Below are 14,995 nucleotides of genomic sequence, written 5' to 3' on the forward strand. Positions count from 1 at the left end.
CGATCACGACAGCACTCGGGCATGCCGACCTGTGACGGGCTGCTTACGCTCTCTTTAGCAGGGCCTAGACTCCCGTGCGTACAGATCGTCGAACAGCGACGCACGTACGGCGTCCCGCATCCCGTACGTACGTATCGCCAGGCCAGGGAGCGAGGGACGGACGTGCCGGAACCGACCGTCGCCGTAGCGGCGCAGACGGGCGTCAACGTAGCGGCGGACTACTTCCAGTCCTACTCGGTGGTCGGACTGCTCGCCGCCGTGGGCGTGCTCTTCGTCGCCGTCGCCTTCGGCGCGGGACGACTGCTGCGCCCCGAGGTCCCCACCCGGGAGAAGCTCCTGACGTACGAGTGCGGCGTCGACCCCGTCGGCGAGGGCTGGGCCCACACCCAGGTCCGCTACTACGTCTACGCCTTCCTCTACGTCATCTTCGCCATCGACTCGATCTTCCTCTTCCCCTGGGCGACGGTCTTCGCCGACCCCGGCTACGGCGCGACCACCCTCGTCGAGATGTTCGTCTTCCTCGGATTCCTCGCCGTGGGCCTGCTCTACGCCTACAAGAAGGGCGTCCTGGCATGGACGTGACGCCAGAAGTGAACCCCCCGGAGCCGGGCGCCGCGCAGCCGGTCCTCCTCCCGGAGCCGAAGCGGCTGGGCGCGCTCGCCCGCCTCGCCCCCGAGCCGATGAAGGTGATCCTGAACTGGGGCCGCCGCTACTCCCTCTGGGTCTTCAACTTCGGCCTCGCCTGCTGCGCGATCGAGTTCATCGCCGCGTCCATGGCCCGCCACGACTTCATCCGCCTCGGCGTCATCCCGTTCGCGCCCGGCCCCCGGCAGGCGGACCTCATGGTCGTCTCGGGCACGGTGACCGACAAGATGGCCCCGGCCGTGAAGCGGCTGTACGAGCAGATGCCCGAGCCGAAGTACGTCATCTCCTTCGGCGCCTGCTCCAACTGCGGCGGCCCCTACTGGGACTCCTACTCCGTCACCAAGGGCGTCGACCAGATCATCCCCGTCGACGTCTACGTCCCCGGCTGCCCGCCCCGGCCCGAGGCGCTCCTCCAGGGCATCCTGAAACTCCAGGAGAAGATCGCCCGGGAATCCCTGGGCGAGCGCTACGGCACCGCCGCCCGCCCGTCGACGACGGCGCTGCAGAGCGCGCTGGTGAAGCCGCCGACGACCGAGGCCGGAGCGGCCGAATCGGGGGACACGTGACCGGCTGGCTGCCCGCCCCCGTCGAGGAGCTCTTCGGCCCCGAGGCCACGGCCGAGGAGTCCTACGACGTCCTCACCGTGGACGTCCCGTCCGCGTCCTGGACCGAGGCGCTGCGCACGGCCCGCTCCACCCTGGGCTGCACGTACTTCGACTGGCTGAGCGCGGTGGACGAGCCCGGCACGGGCTTCCGCGTCTCGGCCCACGTGGTGGCCCTGTCCCCGGTCCGCCGCCTCCTGCTCCGCACCACGGTCCCGCACTCCTCCCCGCTCCTCCCGACCGCCGTCGACATCTACGCGGGCGCCGCCTGGCACGAACGCGAGACCCACGAAATGTTCGGCGTCCGCTTCGAGGGCCACCCCGGCCTGGACCACCTCCTCCTCCCGGAGAACTTCGAGGGCCACCCCCTGCGCAAGGACTTCGTCCTGGCCGCCCGGGTGGCCAAGGCCTGGCCGGGGGCGAAGGAGCCGGGGGAGTCCGCGGCGGGCGCGGCACACGGCGCCCCGAAGCGCCGCCAGATGCTCCCGCCCGGCGTCCCCGACCCCAACGAATGGGGCCCCCTCAAGGGCCAACTCCCCCGGCCCCGACCCGCCCCACCCGAACCCCCGCCGACCGCACGGCGGCCGACCGCCCACCACGCCGCACCCGCTCGGCGGCAGCCGGCTCGGCAAGCCGGCCGACCCCGGCTACGACTCCGGACACCCCGCCCGGCCCTCCGCGCCGCACCCGTTCGGCGGCAGAGGGTTCGAGCAGCCAGCCGACACCCGCCCCGACCTCCGACGCTCCGACCAGCCCCCCGCCCACACCCCCGCGCCGCACCCGCACGGCATCGGAGGGCTCGGCGAGCCAGTCCGCGCCCACCGAGGCACCGGACAGCCCCACGGCCCGGCCCCCGCGCCGCACCCGCTCAGCTGCGGACGGCTCGGCGAGCCAGACGGCAACCGGCCCGACCCCGGAGGGCCCCGACAGCCCGCCCATGTCCGCGCCGCCGCGCCGCGCCCGCACCGCGTCGGGAGGCTCGGCCAGCCAGCGCGCCACCCCCGCCGCCTCGCCCCAGCCGCGCCGCACCGCAGGCAGCCCGGACGCCCCCTGGCACCACGCCCGCCCGGCTTTCGACACCCCGACGGCCGAGCCCGAGCCGAAGCCTGATCCGCAGCCGAAGGCCGAGCCGGGGCCCGAGCCGAAGCCGGAGGCCGAGCCGAAGCCGGAGGCCGAGCCGGGGCCCGAGCCGAAGCCGGAGGCCGAGCCGGGGCCCGAGCCGGAGCCGGAGGCCGAGCCGAAGCCCAAGCAGGAAGCGGCGCCGCAGCCGACGCCCGAGCCCGCGCCGGAAGCAGGTGCGGAGCCCGAAGCCGCATCCCCGCCGCCCAGCGCCCCCGACGACCACGGAACCCCCGCCGACCCCGACAGGGCCACGGCCGAGCCCGCCTCCGATGGCACCCCCGCCTCCGAAGGCACGCCCGCCCCCGACGACACCCCCGACCCCGAACCCCCCACAGGAGGCACGCAGTGAACGACGCTCTGGACGTCGCCCTGCGACTCCTCATCGTCTTCGTCGTCTTCCTGACCTTCCCCTTGATCATCGGCCAGACCGAGCACAAGGTGATGGCCCACATGCAGGGCCGCCTGGGCCCCATGTACGCCGGCGGCTTCCACGGCTGGGCCCAACTCGTCGCGGACGGCGTCAAGTTCGCCCAGAAGGAAGACATCGTCCCGGCCGGCGCCGACCGCCGGGTCTTCCAACTCGCCCCCGCCGTCGCCCTCCTCCCCTACCTCCTCGTCCTCCTCGCCATCCCGATCGGCCCGGGCGAGGGCGCCGTCGGCGAGGTCATCGACGCGGGCGTCTTCTTCGTCCTCGCCGTGATGGGCGTGGGCGTCCTCGGCTCACTCATGGCCGGCTGGGCCTCCGCCAACAAGTTCTCCCTCCTCGGCGGCCTCCGCACCGCCGCCCAGCTCCTCGCCTACGAACTCCCGATGCTCCTCACGGCGGCCTCCGTCGCGATGGCGGCCGGCACCGTCTCCCTCGTCGGCATCGTCGATGCCTTCGAGTGGTGGTGGCTCCCCTGGCAGATCGTCGGCGCGATCGTCTTCTTCGTCGCCGGCCTCGCCGAACTCCAGCGCCCGCCCTTCGACATGCCCGTCGCCGACTCGGAGATCATCTTCGGCGCCTACACCGAGTACACCGGCCTCCGCTTCGCCCTGTTCCTCCTCGCCGAGTACGCCGGCATCGTCGTCCTGTGCGGTCTGACCACCGTCCTCTTCCTCGGCGGCTGGCACGGCCCCTGGGGCGCAGACGGCCTCGGCTGGGTCTGGACCCTCCTGAAGACCGCCGCCCTCGCCTTCCTCGTCATCTGGCTCCGCGTGACCTACCCCCGCCTCCGCGAGGACCAGCTCCAGAAGCTCTCCTGGACCCTCCTCGTCCCCCTCTCCCTCGCCCAGATCGCCCTCACCGGCACCGTCAAGGTGGTGTTCCTCTGATGGCACCCATCCCCGGCTCCGGCCTCGCCAAGGGCCTGGCCGTCACCCTCCGCACGATGACGCGGAAGACCGTCACCGAGCAGTACCCGGACGTCCAGCCCGAGCTCCCGCCCCGCACCCGTGGCGTCATCGGGCTCTTCGAGGAGAACTGCACGGTCTGCATGCTGTGCGCCCGCGAGTGCCCGGACTGGTGCATCTACATCGACTCCCACAAGGAGACGGTCCCGCCCGCCGCCCCCGGCGGCCGCGAGCGCAGCCGCAACGTCCTGGACCGCTTCGCCATCGACTTCGCCCTCTGCATGTACTGCGGTATCTGCATCGAGGTCTGCCCCTTCGACGCCCTCTTCTGGTCCCCCGAGTTCGAGTACGCGGAGACCGACATCCACGAACTCACCCACGAGCGCGACAAGCTCCGCGAGTGGATGTGGACCGTCCCCTCGCCACCGGCCCTCGACCCCGCCGCCGAGGAACCCAAGGAACTGGCCGCCGCCCGCAAGACCGCCGAGAAGCTCGCGGCGTCCCAGGCCGAGCCGAAGCCGGACACCCCCGGGGGAGCCGACTCATGACCCTCGCCCAGGCATCCCACGACGCCCTCGCCCAGGCATCCCACGACGCCCTCGCCCAGGCCCCGCAAGGCTTCCTCTCACCGACCGGTGTCGAGATCGCCTTCCTCCTCGTCGGCCTCGTCACCCTCGGCGCCGCGCTCGTGACCGTCACCACCCGGCAGCTGGTGCACGCCGCCCTGTGGCTGGTGGTGGCGCTCGGCGGCCTCGCCGTCGAGTACCTCCTGCTCACCGCCGAGTTCATCGCCTGGGTGCAGGTCCTCATCTACGTCGGTTCCGTCGTCGTCCTCCTCCTCTTCGGACTGATGCTCACCAAGGCCCCCATCGGCCGCTCCCCGGACGCCGACTCCGGCAACCGCTGGGCCGCCCTCACGGTGGCCGTCGCCTCGGCCGCCACCCTCGTCTGGGTCGTCGTGGACGCCTTCCGCGCCACCTGGATCGACCTCGACGGCCCCGCCGCCGGCTCCACCAAGGCCACCGGCGAGAGCCTCTTCCAGAACTGGGTCCTCCCCTTCGAGGCCCTCTCCGTCCTCCTCCTCGCCGCCCTGGTCGGCGCGATCGTCCTCTCCCGCAAGGCGAAAACGGACGCGCCCCCCACCGACGCGAAGCCCACCCGCGCGAAGCCCACCCGCGCGCCCGCGGCCCCCACCGACACCGCGGCCCCCACCGACCCCACAGGCCCCGAATCACCCGAGTCAGCCAAGGGAGGCGCACGCTGATGCACCTCGCGTATCCCGTCGTGCTCTCCTCCCTCCTCTTCTGCACGGGCCTCTACGGCGTCCTCGCCCGCCGCAACGCGATCCTCGTCCTGATGTCGGTCGAACTGATGCTCAACGCGGTCAACCTCAACCTCGTCGCCTTCGACGTCTGGCTCAGCAGGACCGCCGAGGAGACCCTGCACTCCGGCCAGGCCCTGACCCTGTTCACGATCACCATCGCCGCCGCCGAGATCGGCATCGGCCTGGCCATCGTCCTCGCGGTCCACCGCAATCGAGGCACCGCCGACATCGACAAGCTCCGCGACACCGCCGAGGGCCCCGAGACCGACGGCCCCGACGGCCCCCACGGCTCCGAAGACCCCGCCGCAGCCGAGGAACCCGGCCGACCCGAGCGGAGCGAGAAGGCTGAGGCCACCGCGTGACCACGACCACCCTCGCCGTCCTCGTCCCCCTCCTCCCGTTCCTCGGCGCCGCCGCCGGCCTGCTCCTCGGCCGCACCGCCCCCGGCTTCGTCCGCCCCCTCGCCGTACTGCCCACCCTGACGGCCTTCGCCCTGGCCGTCCTGGTCGCCGTACGCCAGGGCGGCGACCAGCCCGTCGACGCGGCCACCCAGCTCACCCCGACCGGCTCGGTCCCCATCGACCTCGCCCTGCACATCGACGGCTTCGCCGCCCTCGTCGCCGTCCTGGTCGGCCTGGTCGCCACCTGTGTGCAGACCTACTCGACCGGCTACCTCCGCGACGACCCCCGCTACCCCTCCTACGCCGCCCTCGTCTCCCTCTTCACCTCCGCGATGCTCCTCGTCGTCTACTCCGGCGACCTGATGGTGCTCCTGGTCGGCTGGGAGATCATGGGCATCTGCTCGTACTTCCTGGTCGGCCACTACTGGGAGACCCCGGAGGCCCGCGCCGCCTCCCTGAAGGCCTTCCTGGTCACCAAGCTCGGCGACGTCCCCTTCCTGATCGGTCTGTTCGCCCTCGCCACGGACGCCGGGTCGTTCCGCATCACGCGGATCCTCGCCACCGTCGCCGACGGCGGCCTCGACCACCCCACCCTCGTCGCCCTCCTGCTGCTCGCCGGGGTCGCCGGCAAGTCGGCCCAGTTCCCCCTCCACACCTGGCTCCCCGACGCGATGGCGGGCCCCACGCCCGTCTCCGCGCTCATCCACGCCGCGACGATGGTCGCCGCCGGTGTCTACTTCGTCGCCCGTCTCCTCCCGGTCTTCGCCGCCTCCGCGGCGGCCCTGGTCGTCCTCGCCGTCATGGCCGCGCTCACCATGGCGGGCTCGGGCCTCGCCGCCCTCGCCCAGGACGACATCAAGCGCGTCCTCGCCTACTCGACGATCGGCCAGCTCGGCTACATGACCGGCGCCCTCGCCGTCGCCGACCGCGGCGCCGCCGTCTTCCACCTCCTCTCCCACGGCGCCTTCAAGGCCCTGCTGTTCCTCGCGGCCGGCGTGATCATCCACGCGTCCGGCACCAACTCCCTGGCCGCCATGTCCCGCATGAGCCACCTGCGCGCCCGCGTCCCCGACGCCTTCTGGACGATGACCGTGGCCCTGCTCGCCCTCGCGGCGATCCCGCCCTTCAGCGGCTTCTTCTCCAAGGAGTCCGTCCTCGGAGCCGCCGAGCACGCCGCCACCGGCCACACCCTCACCGGCCCCGTCGCGCACGTCCCGGCCGCCGCCGGCTGGACCGTCCTGGTCGCCGGTGTCCTCACCGCCCTGCTCACCGCCGCGTACGCCGCCCGCCTGTGGCTGCTCGCCTTCCACGGCGAGGGCACCGAGGCACCCGACCACGGCCGCCAGCCGCTCACCATGACGGTCGTCCTCTGGGTGCTCGCCGTCCCCTCCCTCGCCCTCGGCGCCCTCGCCTACGGCAGGCTCCCCGACTGGTTCGACGGCGACGACCTGGCGCCCACCCTCACCACGTCCGTCCTCGGCACGGGCGCCGCCCTGATCGGCGCCCTGGTGACGTACGCGGCCTGGCGCTCCGCCAGGGCCCGGGCGGCGCGCGCACCGCTGGGCGCGGTCGCGGCCCACCCCGAGGCGGACGCCGGCACCGTCGAGGCGGAGGCCATCGCCAGCCACACCCCCGCCTACGGGGACGTGGCCTCGGCACCCGACCCGGCCGACCCGGGCCGCCTCCTGCTCGGCCCGCTGCACCGCCACGCCGCCACGGGCTTCCACCTCGACGCCGTGTACTCGGCGCTCTTCGTCCGCCCGGTCCGGGCCGGCGCGCGTCTCGTCCGGTTCCTCGACCGCGAGGTCGTCGACACCTATGTGAGCGGCGCGGGCGCCCTGCCCCGCCTGCTGGGCGCGGCCGTACGCAAGGCCCAGACCGGCAACGTCCAGACCTATGTGAGCGCGCTGCTCGCCGGCACCGTCGTCCTGGTGGTCGCCGCCCTCGTCGTCGCCACGGGAGCGTGAGCAGGCGTGATCGATATCAACGAGTCCGTGATGCAGGTCCTTCTGGCGTTGATCGTCGTCGGCCCGCTCCTCGGCGCCGTCGCCGCTCTCCTGCCGGCCCCGCCCGGACTGAAGGGGAAGTCACCCGAGCAGGCCGTGCTGCGCCACGGGATCACCGTGACCGGCGCGGTCCTCATCGCCGCGATCGTCCTCGCGCTCGGCTTCGACCACGACCAGCCGTCGAAGATGCAGGCCAGCACGGACATCAGCTGGATCCCGGCACTCGACGTGCGCATCCACCTCGGCATCGACGGCATCTCCCTCCCCCTCCTGGTCCTGACCGCGCTGCTGACCTTCCTCTGCGCGCTCTACTCCTACTTCAAGCAGCAACATCAGCGGCTGACGCCGCGGGCCGCGGGCCCGTCCCCGAAGGCCTTCGTCGCCCTGCTGCTCGTCCTGGAGGCCGGCACCCTCGCGACCTTCGCCGTCCTCGATCTGCTGCTGTTCTTCCTCGCGTTCGAGATGGTGCTCATCCCGATGTACTTCCTCATCGCCCGCTGGGGCGGTGAGGAACGCACGCGGGCCGCTTGGAAGTTCATCCTCTACACCCTGCTCGGTTCCGTGGTCATGCTGTTGGGCCTGCTCCTGATCGGCATCAAGGCGGGCACATTCGACATGGTGGCACTCGCCACTGACAGTCACCCTTCCCTGACCACATCCGTGCAGGTCATCGCCGTTCTGTCGATCGGGATCGGGCTCGCGGTCAAGACCCCGATGTGGCCCCTGCACAGCTGGCTCCCGGACGCCCACACCGCCGCCCCGACCGTCGGCTCAGTCCTGCTGGCCGGGGTCCTGCTGAAGATGGGCACCTACGGTTTCGTGCGCATCCTGCTGCCGATCACCCCGGACGGCTTCCGTACCTTCGCGCCGTACCTCGCGGCCTTCGCGGTCGTCGGCATCATCTACGGCTCCCTCGCCTGCCTCGCCCTCGCCCGGCAGGGCGCCAAGGGCGACCTCAAGCGCCTGATCGCCTACTCCTCCGTCGGCCACATGGGCTTCGTACTCCTCGGCATCGCCACGATGACCCCGACCGGCGTGAACGGCGCGCTCTTCGCCAACATCGCCCACGGCCTCATCACCGGCCTGCTGTTCTTCCTGGTCGGCGCCCTGAAGGACCGCACCGGCACCACCGACCTCGACACCCTCGCGCAGGAGACCGGCGCCGCCCTCTACGGCAGGGCCCCGCGTCTCGGCGGCCTCCTCGCCTTCGCCGCCGTGGCCTCCCTCGGCCTGCCCGGACTCGCCGGGTTCTGGGGCGAGATGCTGGCCCTGTTCGGCGCGTTCGACCCCGCCGAGGGCCTCAGCCGCCCGGCCTTCCTCACCTTCATGACGATCGCCGCGTTCGGCACGCTCCTCACCGCCGCGTACCTGCTGATCGTGGTCCGCCGCGTCTGCATGGGCGCCGTCCCGAAGGAACCGCAGGAGGGGCCGGGCCGTACGGACGAACAGACGTACGCCCTCGCGGACGTACAGACATACGAGTTCGCGGCCTGGACCCCGCTCGTCGCCCTCACCGTCCTCGCCGGCCTCTGGCCCGCGGCCCTCCTCGGTCTGACCGACCCGGCCGTGCAGCAGCTCCTCGCAGGAGGCACCCGTTGAGCCCCTTGGCCCAGCCACCGCTCCAGGCCGAGACTCTCGCCCAGGCCCTGGCCACGACCCTGACCCATGGTCAGGCCCCTGGTCAGGCCCAGATCCTGGCCGAGTCCGTCGTCCAGTCCGTCGACTGGCTCGCCATCGCGCCACCCACCGTCGCCGCGGTGGTCGGCCTGGCCGTCCTCGTCGCCGACCTCTTCACGGGCGACGCGAAGAAGGCCGTCCTCGGCTGGGTCTCCGTCACGGGTCTCGCCGTGGCCCTCCTGACCCTGCTGCCCCTCCTGGACGCCGACCGCGCCACCTTCTGCCTGACCGGCGACCCGGACGTGTGCAGCTACACCGCCGACCGGTTCACCCTCGTCATCCAGTTCCTCGTCCTCGGCGGCGCCCTCCTCGCCGCCCTGCTGTCCATGACGGCCCTCAAGGACGACCGGAAGAACCTCCCCGAGGGGGAGTTCTGGTTCCTGCTGCTGTCGTCCGCGGCGGGAGCCGCGCTCCTGCCCGCCTCCCGTGACCTCGCGACCCTCGTCGTCGCCCTGGAGGTCGCCTCCCTGCCCGCGTTCGCCCTCGTCGGCATCCGCCACGGCGACCGGCGGTCCTCCGAGGCGGCCCTGAAGTTCTTCCTGTCGTCCGTCACCGCGACCGCGGTCAGCCTCCTGGGCATCAGCTTCGTCTACGCCACGACAGGCACCCTCTACCTCACCGAGATCGCCGACCGCGTCCAGCACGTCGACGGCCAACTGCACACCCTCACCCAGGCCGGAGTCGTCCTCACCCTCATCGGCTTCGCCTTCAAGACCGCCGCGGTCCCTTTCCACTTCTGGGTCCCCGACACCTACGTGGGCGCCCCCCTGCCCGTCGCCGCCTACCTCTCCGTGGTCGGCAAGGCGGTCGGCTTCTCCGGCCTGATCCTCGTCACCGTCGTCGCCCTCCCGTCGTACGCCGACGTCTGGGGCCCCGCCCTCGCCGTGCTGGCCGCCCTCACCATGACCGTCGGCAACCTCGGCGCGCTCGCACAGCGCTCCACGCGCGCGTACAGCGCGATCCGGCTGCTCGCCTGGTCCTCCGTCGGCCAGGCCGGCTACCTCCTCGTACCGATCGCGGCGGCGGCCTACGCCGACGACACCGCCGACGCCGAGAAGGCCGTCGGCTCCACCGTCGCCTACGCCCTGATGTACGCCGCCGTGAACCTCGGCGCCTTCGCCGTGGCCGCGCTCGTCGGCCGGACGAAGTCCCTGAACCGGCTCGGCGACTACCGGGGCCTCTACGCGTCGAGCCCCCTGTCCGCCCTGCTCCTGGCCTTCTTCCTGCTCTGCCTCGCCGGACTGCCGCCGGGGATCATCGGCCTGTTCGCCAAGGTCACCGTCTTCTCGGCGGCCGTGGACGCGGGCCTCGGCTGGCTCGCCGTCGTGATGGCCGTCAACGTGGTGATCGCCCTCTTCTACTACCTCCAGTGGACGGCCCTGCTGTTCCGCGCCCCCGACGGCGACACCGCCGGCGCTCCCGCACCGCACCGCGTCCCCGCCCCGCTCACCCTGGCCCTCGCCCTCACCGGAATCGTCGGCATCGCCCTGTCCGGCGCCCCCCAGCTCGTCCTGCGCTTCGCCGACATCGGCCTCTTCTGACGTCCCGCGGCCCCCGCCCTCACCCGCACGGCCCCTGCCCTCACCCGCGCGGACCCCCGCCCTCACCCCCGCGGCCCCCGGCCGGGCCGCGCGCACCAGGGAACTCGCGCTCCCCGCCTGGCGTTGACCAGATCGGGAGGGTCCACTGAGAAGTGGAGTCAACAGCTACAGCGAGCAAAGGGTTCCCCTGCCGCACGACCTGGAGGGCGTACCGTGCACCGCCGGCACAACGGGCTCAGGACCGCCGTTCTCCTCGGGGGACTGTCCGCACTCATCATCGTCATCGGAAGCCTCTTCGGCCGTACGGGCCTGATCATCGCGGTCGTCGTCGCCCTCGGCACGAACGCGTACGCCTACTGGAACAGCGACAAGCTGGCTCTACGCGCGATGCGCGCGCGCCCGGTCAGCGAGTTCGAGGCACCGGCGCTCTACCGCATGGTCCGCGAGCTCTCCATGCAGGCCCGCCAGCCGATGCCGCGCCTGTACATCTCGCCGACGGACGCCCCGAACGCGTTCGCGACCGGCCGCAACCCGCGCAACGCGGCCGTGTGCTGCACCGACGGCATCCTCCGCCTGCTCGACGAGCGCGAGCTGCGCGGTGTCATCGGCCATGAGCTGAGCCATGTCTACAACCGCGACATCCTCATCTCGTCGGTCGCCGGCGCCCTCGCCTCCGTGATCATGTTCCTGGTGAACTTCGCCTGGCTCATCCCCATCGGCCGCTCGGACGACGACGACGGCCCCGGCCTCCTCGGCATGCTGCTGATCATGATCCTGGGCCCGCTCGCCGCGTCCCTCATCCAGGTCGCGATCAGCCGCTCCCGCGAGTACGAGGCGGACGCCTCCGGCGCCCACCTCACCGGTGATCCACTTGCTCTCGCCAGTGCCCTTCGCAAACTGGAAACGGGTACGAAGCAGCTTCCGCTGCCCCCCGAGCCCCGGATCGAGACCGCGAGCCACATGATGATCGCGAACCCCTTCCGGCCGGGCCGGGGATTCTCCAAGATGTTCTCGACACACCCGCCGATGGCGGAACGCATCGCCCGACTCGAGAAGATGGCAGGTCCCCCGCAGTGAAGACCGTACTGAACATCATCTGGCTGATCCTCAGCGGTTTCTGGCTCTTCCTCGGCTATCTGTTCGCAGGGTTGCTTCTGTGCATCACGATCATCGGCATCCCGTTCGGCATAGCGTCGTTCCGCATCGGCGTCTACGCCCTGTGGCCCTTCGGGTACAGCGCCGTCGAGCGCCGTGACGCGGGCGCTCCCTCTTGTCTGGGCAACATCCTGTGGCTGGTCCTGGCGGGCTGGTGGCTGGCGCTGACGCACATCTTCACCGGCCTCGTCCTGTGCGTCACGATCATCGGCATCCCCTTCGGCATCGCCAACTTCAAGCTGGTCCCGGTCTCGCTGATGCCGCTGGGCCGCGAGATCGTCCGCTCCGACCAGCCCTTCGCCCAGCAGCGCTGGTAGCGCGTCGGGCGGCCGTCGGAACACGAGCCGTCGTACGCACGCCTCAGCGGCGCCGCCGTACGGCGTACACGGCCGCCCCCACGCCCAGTACGGCCGCGCCCACACCCACCGACGACGGAGGCAGTGAGAACGCGAGGACCGCGCACCCGACGAGCCCGACCACCGGCACCACCCGGGCGGCCGGCGCCGAACTCAGCGTCCAGGCGGACGCGTTGGCGACCGCGTAGTACGCGAGAACCCCGAACGACGAGAACCCGATCGCACCCCGCACGTCGACCGTGGCGGCCAGCACCGCCACCACGGCACCGACGGCCAGCTCGGCCCGGTGCGGGACCTGGAAACGGGGGTGCACGGCGGCGAGCGCACCGGGCAGGTGCCGGTCCCGGGCCATCGCGAGGGTCGTGCGCGAGACACCCAGGATGAGCGCCAGCAGCGACCCGAGCGCGGCCACGGCGGCCCCCACGCGCACCACGGGCACCATCCCGGGCACCCCGGCCGCCCGTACGGCGTCGGCCAGCGGAGCCGAGGCCGCCCCCAGCCCACCGGACCCCAGCACGGCGAGCGCGGCGACCGCCACGGCCGCGTACACGACCAGCGCGATACCGAGCGCGAGCGGGATCGCGCGCGGGATGGTGCGCGCCGGATCCCGTACCTCCTCACCCAGGGTCGCGATCCGCGCGTACCCGGCGAACGCGAAGAACAGCAGCCCGGCAGCCTGCAGCACGCCGCCCACACCACCCGACGCCCCGATGTCCAGCCGCCCGGCGTCGGCCTCGCCGGACCCCAGGCACACCACCACGACGGCGGCGAGGACGGCCAGCACGACGGCCACGATCGCCCGCGTCAGCCAGGCCGACTTCTGCACGCCGCCGTAGTTCACGGCCGTCAGCGCCACCACGGCCGCCACCGCGACGGCGTGCGCCTGCCCCGGCCACACGTACGCCCCCACGGTCAGCGCCATCGCCGCGCACGAGGCCGTCTTGCCGACGACGAACGCCCAGCCGGCCAGGTACCCCCAGAACTCCCCGAGCCGCTCACGCCCGTACACATAGGTGCCGCCCGACGCCGGATACACGGCAGACAGCCGCGCCGACGACATCGCGTTGCAGTACGCGACGACCGCCGCGATCCCGAGCCCGAGGAGCAGCCCCGACCCGGCGGCCCGCGCCGCCGGGCCCAGCGCCGCGAAGATCCCCGCGCCGACCATCGCCCCGAGCCCGACGACCACCGCGTCCCCGACGCCGAGCGTGCGGCGCAGCCCAGCGCCCGATCCGGCTTGTGTCATGTGCCGCACCCTACTGATCAGTGCAACCGGCCGATGTCACGCAGGCGTCCTCCGTGACAACAAGGACAGACAGCACGACAGTCACGACAGGCACGGCCGGGCACACGGCCGCTGTGGGGGGAAACACAGCACGGGTACCGCACGGGTACGGCACAGGTAAGGCACGAAAGGGCAGGTGCACGGCATGAGCATCATCGGCTGGATCGTTCTGGGGCTGTTGGCCGGGGCCATCGCCAAGTTCCTGCTGCCGGGCCGGGACCCGGGCGGCTTCATCGGCACGACCCTCATCGGCGTCGCGGGCGCCTTCATCGGCGGCTGGATCTCCGCCCGCTGGCTGGACCACCCGATCTCCGAGAACTTCTACGACGGCACCACCTGGGCGGCCGCGATCGGCGGTTCCCTGGTCCTGCTGATCGCCTACCGCATCCTGTTCGGCCACTCCCGCCGCTGACCGCGAGCACCGCGCACGCACACGAGGGGTGGGCACCACGGCAACGGCCGTCGTGCCCACCCCTCGTCGTACGGGCTCTACGTGCCGCTCGTCACCGGTAGTTGACGAACTGCACCGCGAAGTCGAAGTCCTTGCCCTTGAGCAGGGCGATCACGGTCTGCAGGTCGTCGCGGCTCTTGGAGCTGACGCGGAGCTCGTCACCCTGGACCTGGGCCTTGACGCCCTTGGGACCCTCGTCACGAATGATCTTCGCCACCTTCTTGGCGTTCTCCTGGGAGATGCCCTCCTCGATCGAGGCGAAGATCTTGTACTCCTTGCCGGACAGCTGGGGCTCACCCGCGTCCAGCGACTTCAGGGAGATCCCGCGCTTGATCAGCTTGGACTGGAAGACGTCGAGGATGGCCTTCACCCGGTCCTCGGAGTTCGCCTCCATGAGGATCTTCTCGCCGGACCACGAGATCGAGGCGCCGACGCCCTTGAAGTCGTAGCGCTGGGAGATCTCCTTGGCGGCCTGGTTGAGGGCGTTGTCGACCTCCTGCCGCTCGACCTTCGAGACGATGTCGAAACTGGAGTCGGCCATGTCCTGTGGCTCCTTGTATCGGTGTATCGGGAGGCGACAAGCCTAGCCACCCCGCCCCCGCGCGCACTGATCAATCAGGTGGCGAAGCACCCCCGAGCATCAGGTATCGTTTACGACGTCGCCACGGAGCGCCGCCGAAAAGCGGTTCGAAGGACGACGAATCCCAGGCGGTGTGCCCGAGTGGCCAATGGGAGCGGACTGTAAATCCGTCGGCTTAGCCTACCCAGGTTCGAATCCTGGCGCCGCCACGTGGAGGGAAGCCCCTCCCGGACTGTGAGAGCAGTTCGGGAGGGGCTTCTTCGTGTGCGGGTTCGGTCGTGGGGACCGGCGGCCGGGCACACTGACTGCATGTCATCACGTCGCAGGAACTGCCCCGAGTGTCGTCGTGAGATCGCCGTGGTGGCGGGGCGGTTCGCGCGGCACGATCCGCCGGGGGCGAGCGGGGAACTGGTGTCGTGCCCCGGGTCGCGCAGGCCGGCCCAGATCGGGGCGGCCCAGCCCGCGCTCGACGGTTTCGTGGTCCCCGAGTTCCCCGGTCAGCTGCCCCTGTTCTGACC

At 71.8% G+C, this 14,995-nt stretch carries 15 protein-coding genes, 1 tRNA gene and 1 pseudogene; 15 read left to right on the plus strand and 2 right to left on the minus strand.

What is annotated here, in order from left to right; all coding sequences use genetic code 11:
- Positions 1 to 162: 162 nt before the first annotated feature.
- The 12 genes and pseudogenes from L3078_RS27820 (at position 163) to L3078_RS27875 (ending at position 12,122) form a co-directional block, all read left to right on the plus strand.
- Positions 163 to 582: an NADH-quinone oxidoreductase subunit A gene (locus L3078_RS27820; protein ID WP_239756689.1), complete on the plus strand. Its 420-nt coding sequence runs from the start codon at positions 163 to 165 to the stop codon at positions 580 to 582.
- Positions 573 to 1,211, plus strand: coding sequence for an NADH-quinone oxidoreductase subunit B (locus tag L3078_RS27825; RefSeq protein WP_239756690.1), 639 nt, complete (start codon positions 573 to 575; stop codon positions 1,209 to 1,211). Before L3078_RS27820 ends, L3078_RS27825 begins: the two co-directional genes overlap by 10 nt.
- Positions 1,208 to 2,718: pseudogene (locus L3078_RS27830) on the plus strand (NADH-quinone oxidoreductase subunit C). The gene L3078_RS27825 and the pseudogene L3078_RS27830 overlap by 4 nt, the downstream one beginning before the upstream one ends.
- Positions 2,715 to 3,683 carry a complex I subunit 1/NuoH family protein gene (locus L3078_RS27835; protein WP_239756691.1) on the plus strand — a complete coding sequence of 323 codons (969 nt, stop codon included), beginning with the start codon at positions 2,715 to 2,717 and terminating at the stop codon, positions 3,681 to 3,683. Before L3078_RS27830 ends, L3078_RS27835 begins: the two are co-directional and overlap by 4 nt.
- Positions 3,683 to 4,249, plus strand: coding sequence for a NuoI/complex I 23 kDa subunit family protein (locus tag L3078_RS27840; protein WP_239756692.1), 567 nt, complete (start codon positions 3,683 to 3,685; stop codon positions 4,247 to 4,249). The genes L3078_RS27835 and L3078_RS27840 overlap by 1 nt, the downstream gene beginning before the upstream one ends.
- Positions 4,246 to 4,965: an NADH-quinone oxidoreductase subunit J family protein gene (locus L3078_RS27845; protein ID WP_239756693.1), complete on the plus strand. Its 720-nt coding sequence runs from the start codon at positions 4,246 to 4,248 to the stop codon at positions 4,963 to 4,965. The genes L3078_RS27840 and L3078_RS27845 overlap by 4 nt, the downstream gene beginning before the upstream one ends.
- Positions 4,965 to 5,387 (plus strand): NADH-quinone oxidoreductase subunit NuoK, encoded by a 423-nt coding sequence (gene nuoK, locus L3078_RS27850; RefSeq protein WP_239756694.1) that lies wholly within the window; start codon positions 4,965 to 4,967, stop codon positions 5,385 to 5,387. The genes L3078_RS27845 and nuoK overlap by 1 nt, the downstream gene beginning before the upstream one ends.
- Positions 5,384 to 7,393 (plus strand): NADH-quinone oxidoreductase subunit 5 family protein, encoded by a 2,010-nt coding sequence (locus L3078_RS27855; protein ID WP_239756695.1) that lies wholly within the window; start codon positions 5,384 to 5,386, stop codon positions 7,391 to 7,393. Before nuoK ends, L3078_RS27855 begins: the two co-directional genes overlap by 4 nt.
- 6 nt (positions 7,394 to 7,399) lie before the next feature.
- Positions 7,400 to 9,031: a complex I subunit 4 family protein gene (locus L3078_RS27860; RefSeq protein ID WP_239756696.1), complete on the plus strand. Its 1,632-nt coding sequence runs from the start codon at positions 7,400 to 7,402 to the stop codon at positions 9,029 to 9,031.
- A 47-nt stretch (positions 9,032 to 9,078) separates the two neighbouring features.
- Complete coding sequence (locus L3078_RS27865; RefSeq protein ID WP_420864189.1) at positions 9,079 to 10,650, plus strand: NADH-quinone oxidoreductase subunit N; 1,572 nt, start codon at positions 9,079 to 9,081, stop codon at positions 10,648 to 10,650.
- A gap of 213 nt (positions 10,651 to 10,863) precedes the next feature.
- The gene (gene htpX, locus L3078_RS27870) at positions 10,864 to 11,727 is read left to right on the plus strand and encodes a zinc metalloprotease HtpX (protein ID WP_239756697.1); all 864 of its coding nucleotides are present in this window, start codon (positions 10,864 to 10,866) and stop codon (positions 11,725 to 11,727) included.
- Positions 11,724 to 12,122 carry a YccF domain-containing protein gene (locus tag L3078_RS27875; protein ID WP_239756698.1) on the plus strand — a complete coding sequence of 133 codons (399 nt, stop codon included), beginning with the start codon at positions 11,724 to 11,726 and terminating at the stop codon, positions 12,120 to 12,122. The genes htpX and L3078_RS27875 overlap by 4 nt, the downstream gene beginning before the upstream one ends.
- A gap of 43 nt (positions 12,123 to 12,165) precedes the next feature.
- Here the strand turns inward: L3078_RS27875 and L3078_RS27880 are convergent, their stop codons facing one another.
- A complete protein-coding gene (locus L3078_RS27880; protein ID WP_239756699.1) occupies positions 12,166 to 13,407 on the minus strand; it encodes an APC family permease in 1,242 nt (413 codons plus the stop codon).
- A 184-nt stretch (positions 13,408 to 13,591) separates the two neighbouring features.
- Between L3078_RS27880 and L3078_RS27885 the strand changes: the two genes are divergently transcribed.
- The gene (locus L3078_RS27885; RefSeq protein WP_239756700.1) at positions 13,592 to 13,858 is read left to right on the plus strand and encodes a GlsB/YeaQ/YmgE family stress response membrane protein; all 267 of its coding nucleotides are present in this window, start codon (positions 13,592 to 13,594) and stop codon (positions 13,856 to 13,858) included.
- A 91-nt stretch (positions 13,859 to 13,949) separates the two neighbouring features.
- Here L3078_RS27885 and L3078_RS27890 read toward each other — a convergent pair whose 3' ends face one another.
- Positions 13,950 to 14,438 carry a YajQ family cyclic di-GMP-binding protein gene (locus L3078_RS27890; RefSeq protein ID WP_239756701.1) on the minus strand — a complete coding sequence of 163 codons (489 nt, stop codon included), beginning with the start codon at positions 14,436 to 14,438 and terminating at the stop codon, positions 13,950 to 13,952.
- 166 nt (positions 14,439 to 14,604) lie between these two features.
- Between L3078_RS27890 and L3078_RS27895 the strand changes: the two genes are divergently transcribed.
- Both L3078_RS27895 and L3078_RS27900 read left to right on the plus strand, forming a co-directional pair.
- Positions 14,605 to 14,686 (plus strand) — tRNA-Tyr (locus L3078_RS27895).
- 100 nt (positions 14,687 to 14,786) lie between these two features.
- Entirely contained in the window at positions 14,787 to 14,993 is a 207-nt protein-coding gene (locus L3078_RS27900; protein WP_086803756.1) for a hypothetical protein, read from the plus strand.
- The last annotated feature ends 2 nt before the right edge of the window (positions 14,994 to 14,995 follow it).

The sequence above is a fragment of the Streptomyces deccanensis genome, assembly GCF_022385335.1.
Lineage (GTDB): Bacteria > Actinomycetota > Actinomycetes > Streptomycetales > Streptomycetaceae > Streptomyces > Streptomyces deccanensis.

What these genes read in the sequence shown, in the direction of transcription:
- L3078_RS27825 (WP_239756690.1), top strand. Translation starts at nt 573, where the DNA reads ATGGACGTGACGCCAGAAGTGAACCCCCCGGAGCCGGGCGCCGCGCAG.
- nuoK (WP_239756694.1), top strand. Translation starts at nt 4,965, where the DNA reads ATGCACCTCGCGTATCCCGTCGTGCTCTCCTCCCTCCTCTTCTGCACG.
- L3078_RS27880 (WP_239756699.1), bottom strand. Translation starts at nt 13,407, where the DNA reads ATGACACAAGCCGGATCGGGCGCTGGGCTGCGCCGCACGCTCGGCGTC.
- L3078_RS27890 (WP_239756701.1), bottom strand. Translation starts at nt 14,438, where the DNA reads ATGGCCGACTCCAGTTTCGACATCGTCTCGAAGGTCGAGCGGCAGGAG.
- L3078_RS27885 (WP_239756700.1), top strand. Translation starts at nt 13,592, where the DNA reads ATGAGCATCATCGGCTGGATCGTTCTGGGGCTGTTGGCCGGGGCCATC.
- L3078_RS27900 (WP_086803756.1), top strand. Translation starts at nt 14,787, where the DNA reads ATGTCATCACGTCGCAGGAACTGCCCCGAGTGTCGTCGTGAGATCGCC.
- L3078_RS27840 (WP_239756692.1), top strand. Translation starts at nt 3,683, where the DNA reads ATGGCACCCATCCCCGGCTCCGGCCTCGCCAAGGGCCTGGCCGTCACC.
- L3078_RS27845 (WP_239756693.1), top strand. Translation starts at nt 4,246, where the DNA reads ATGACCCTCGCCCAGGCATCCCACGACGCCCTCGCCCAGGCATCCCAC.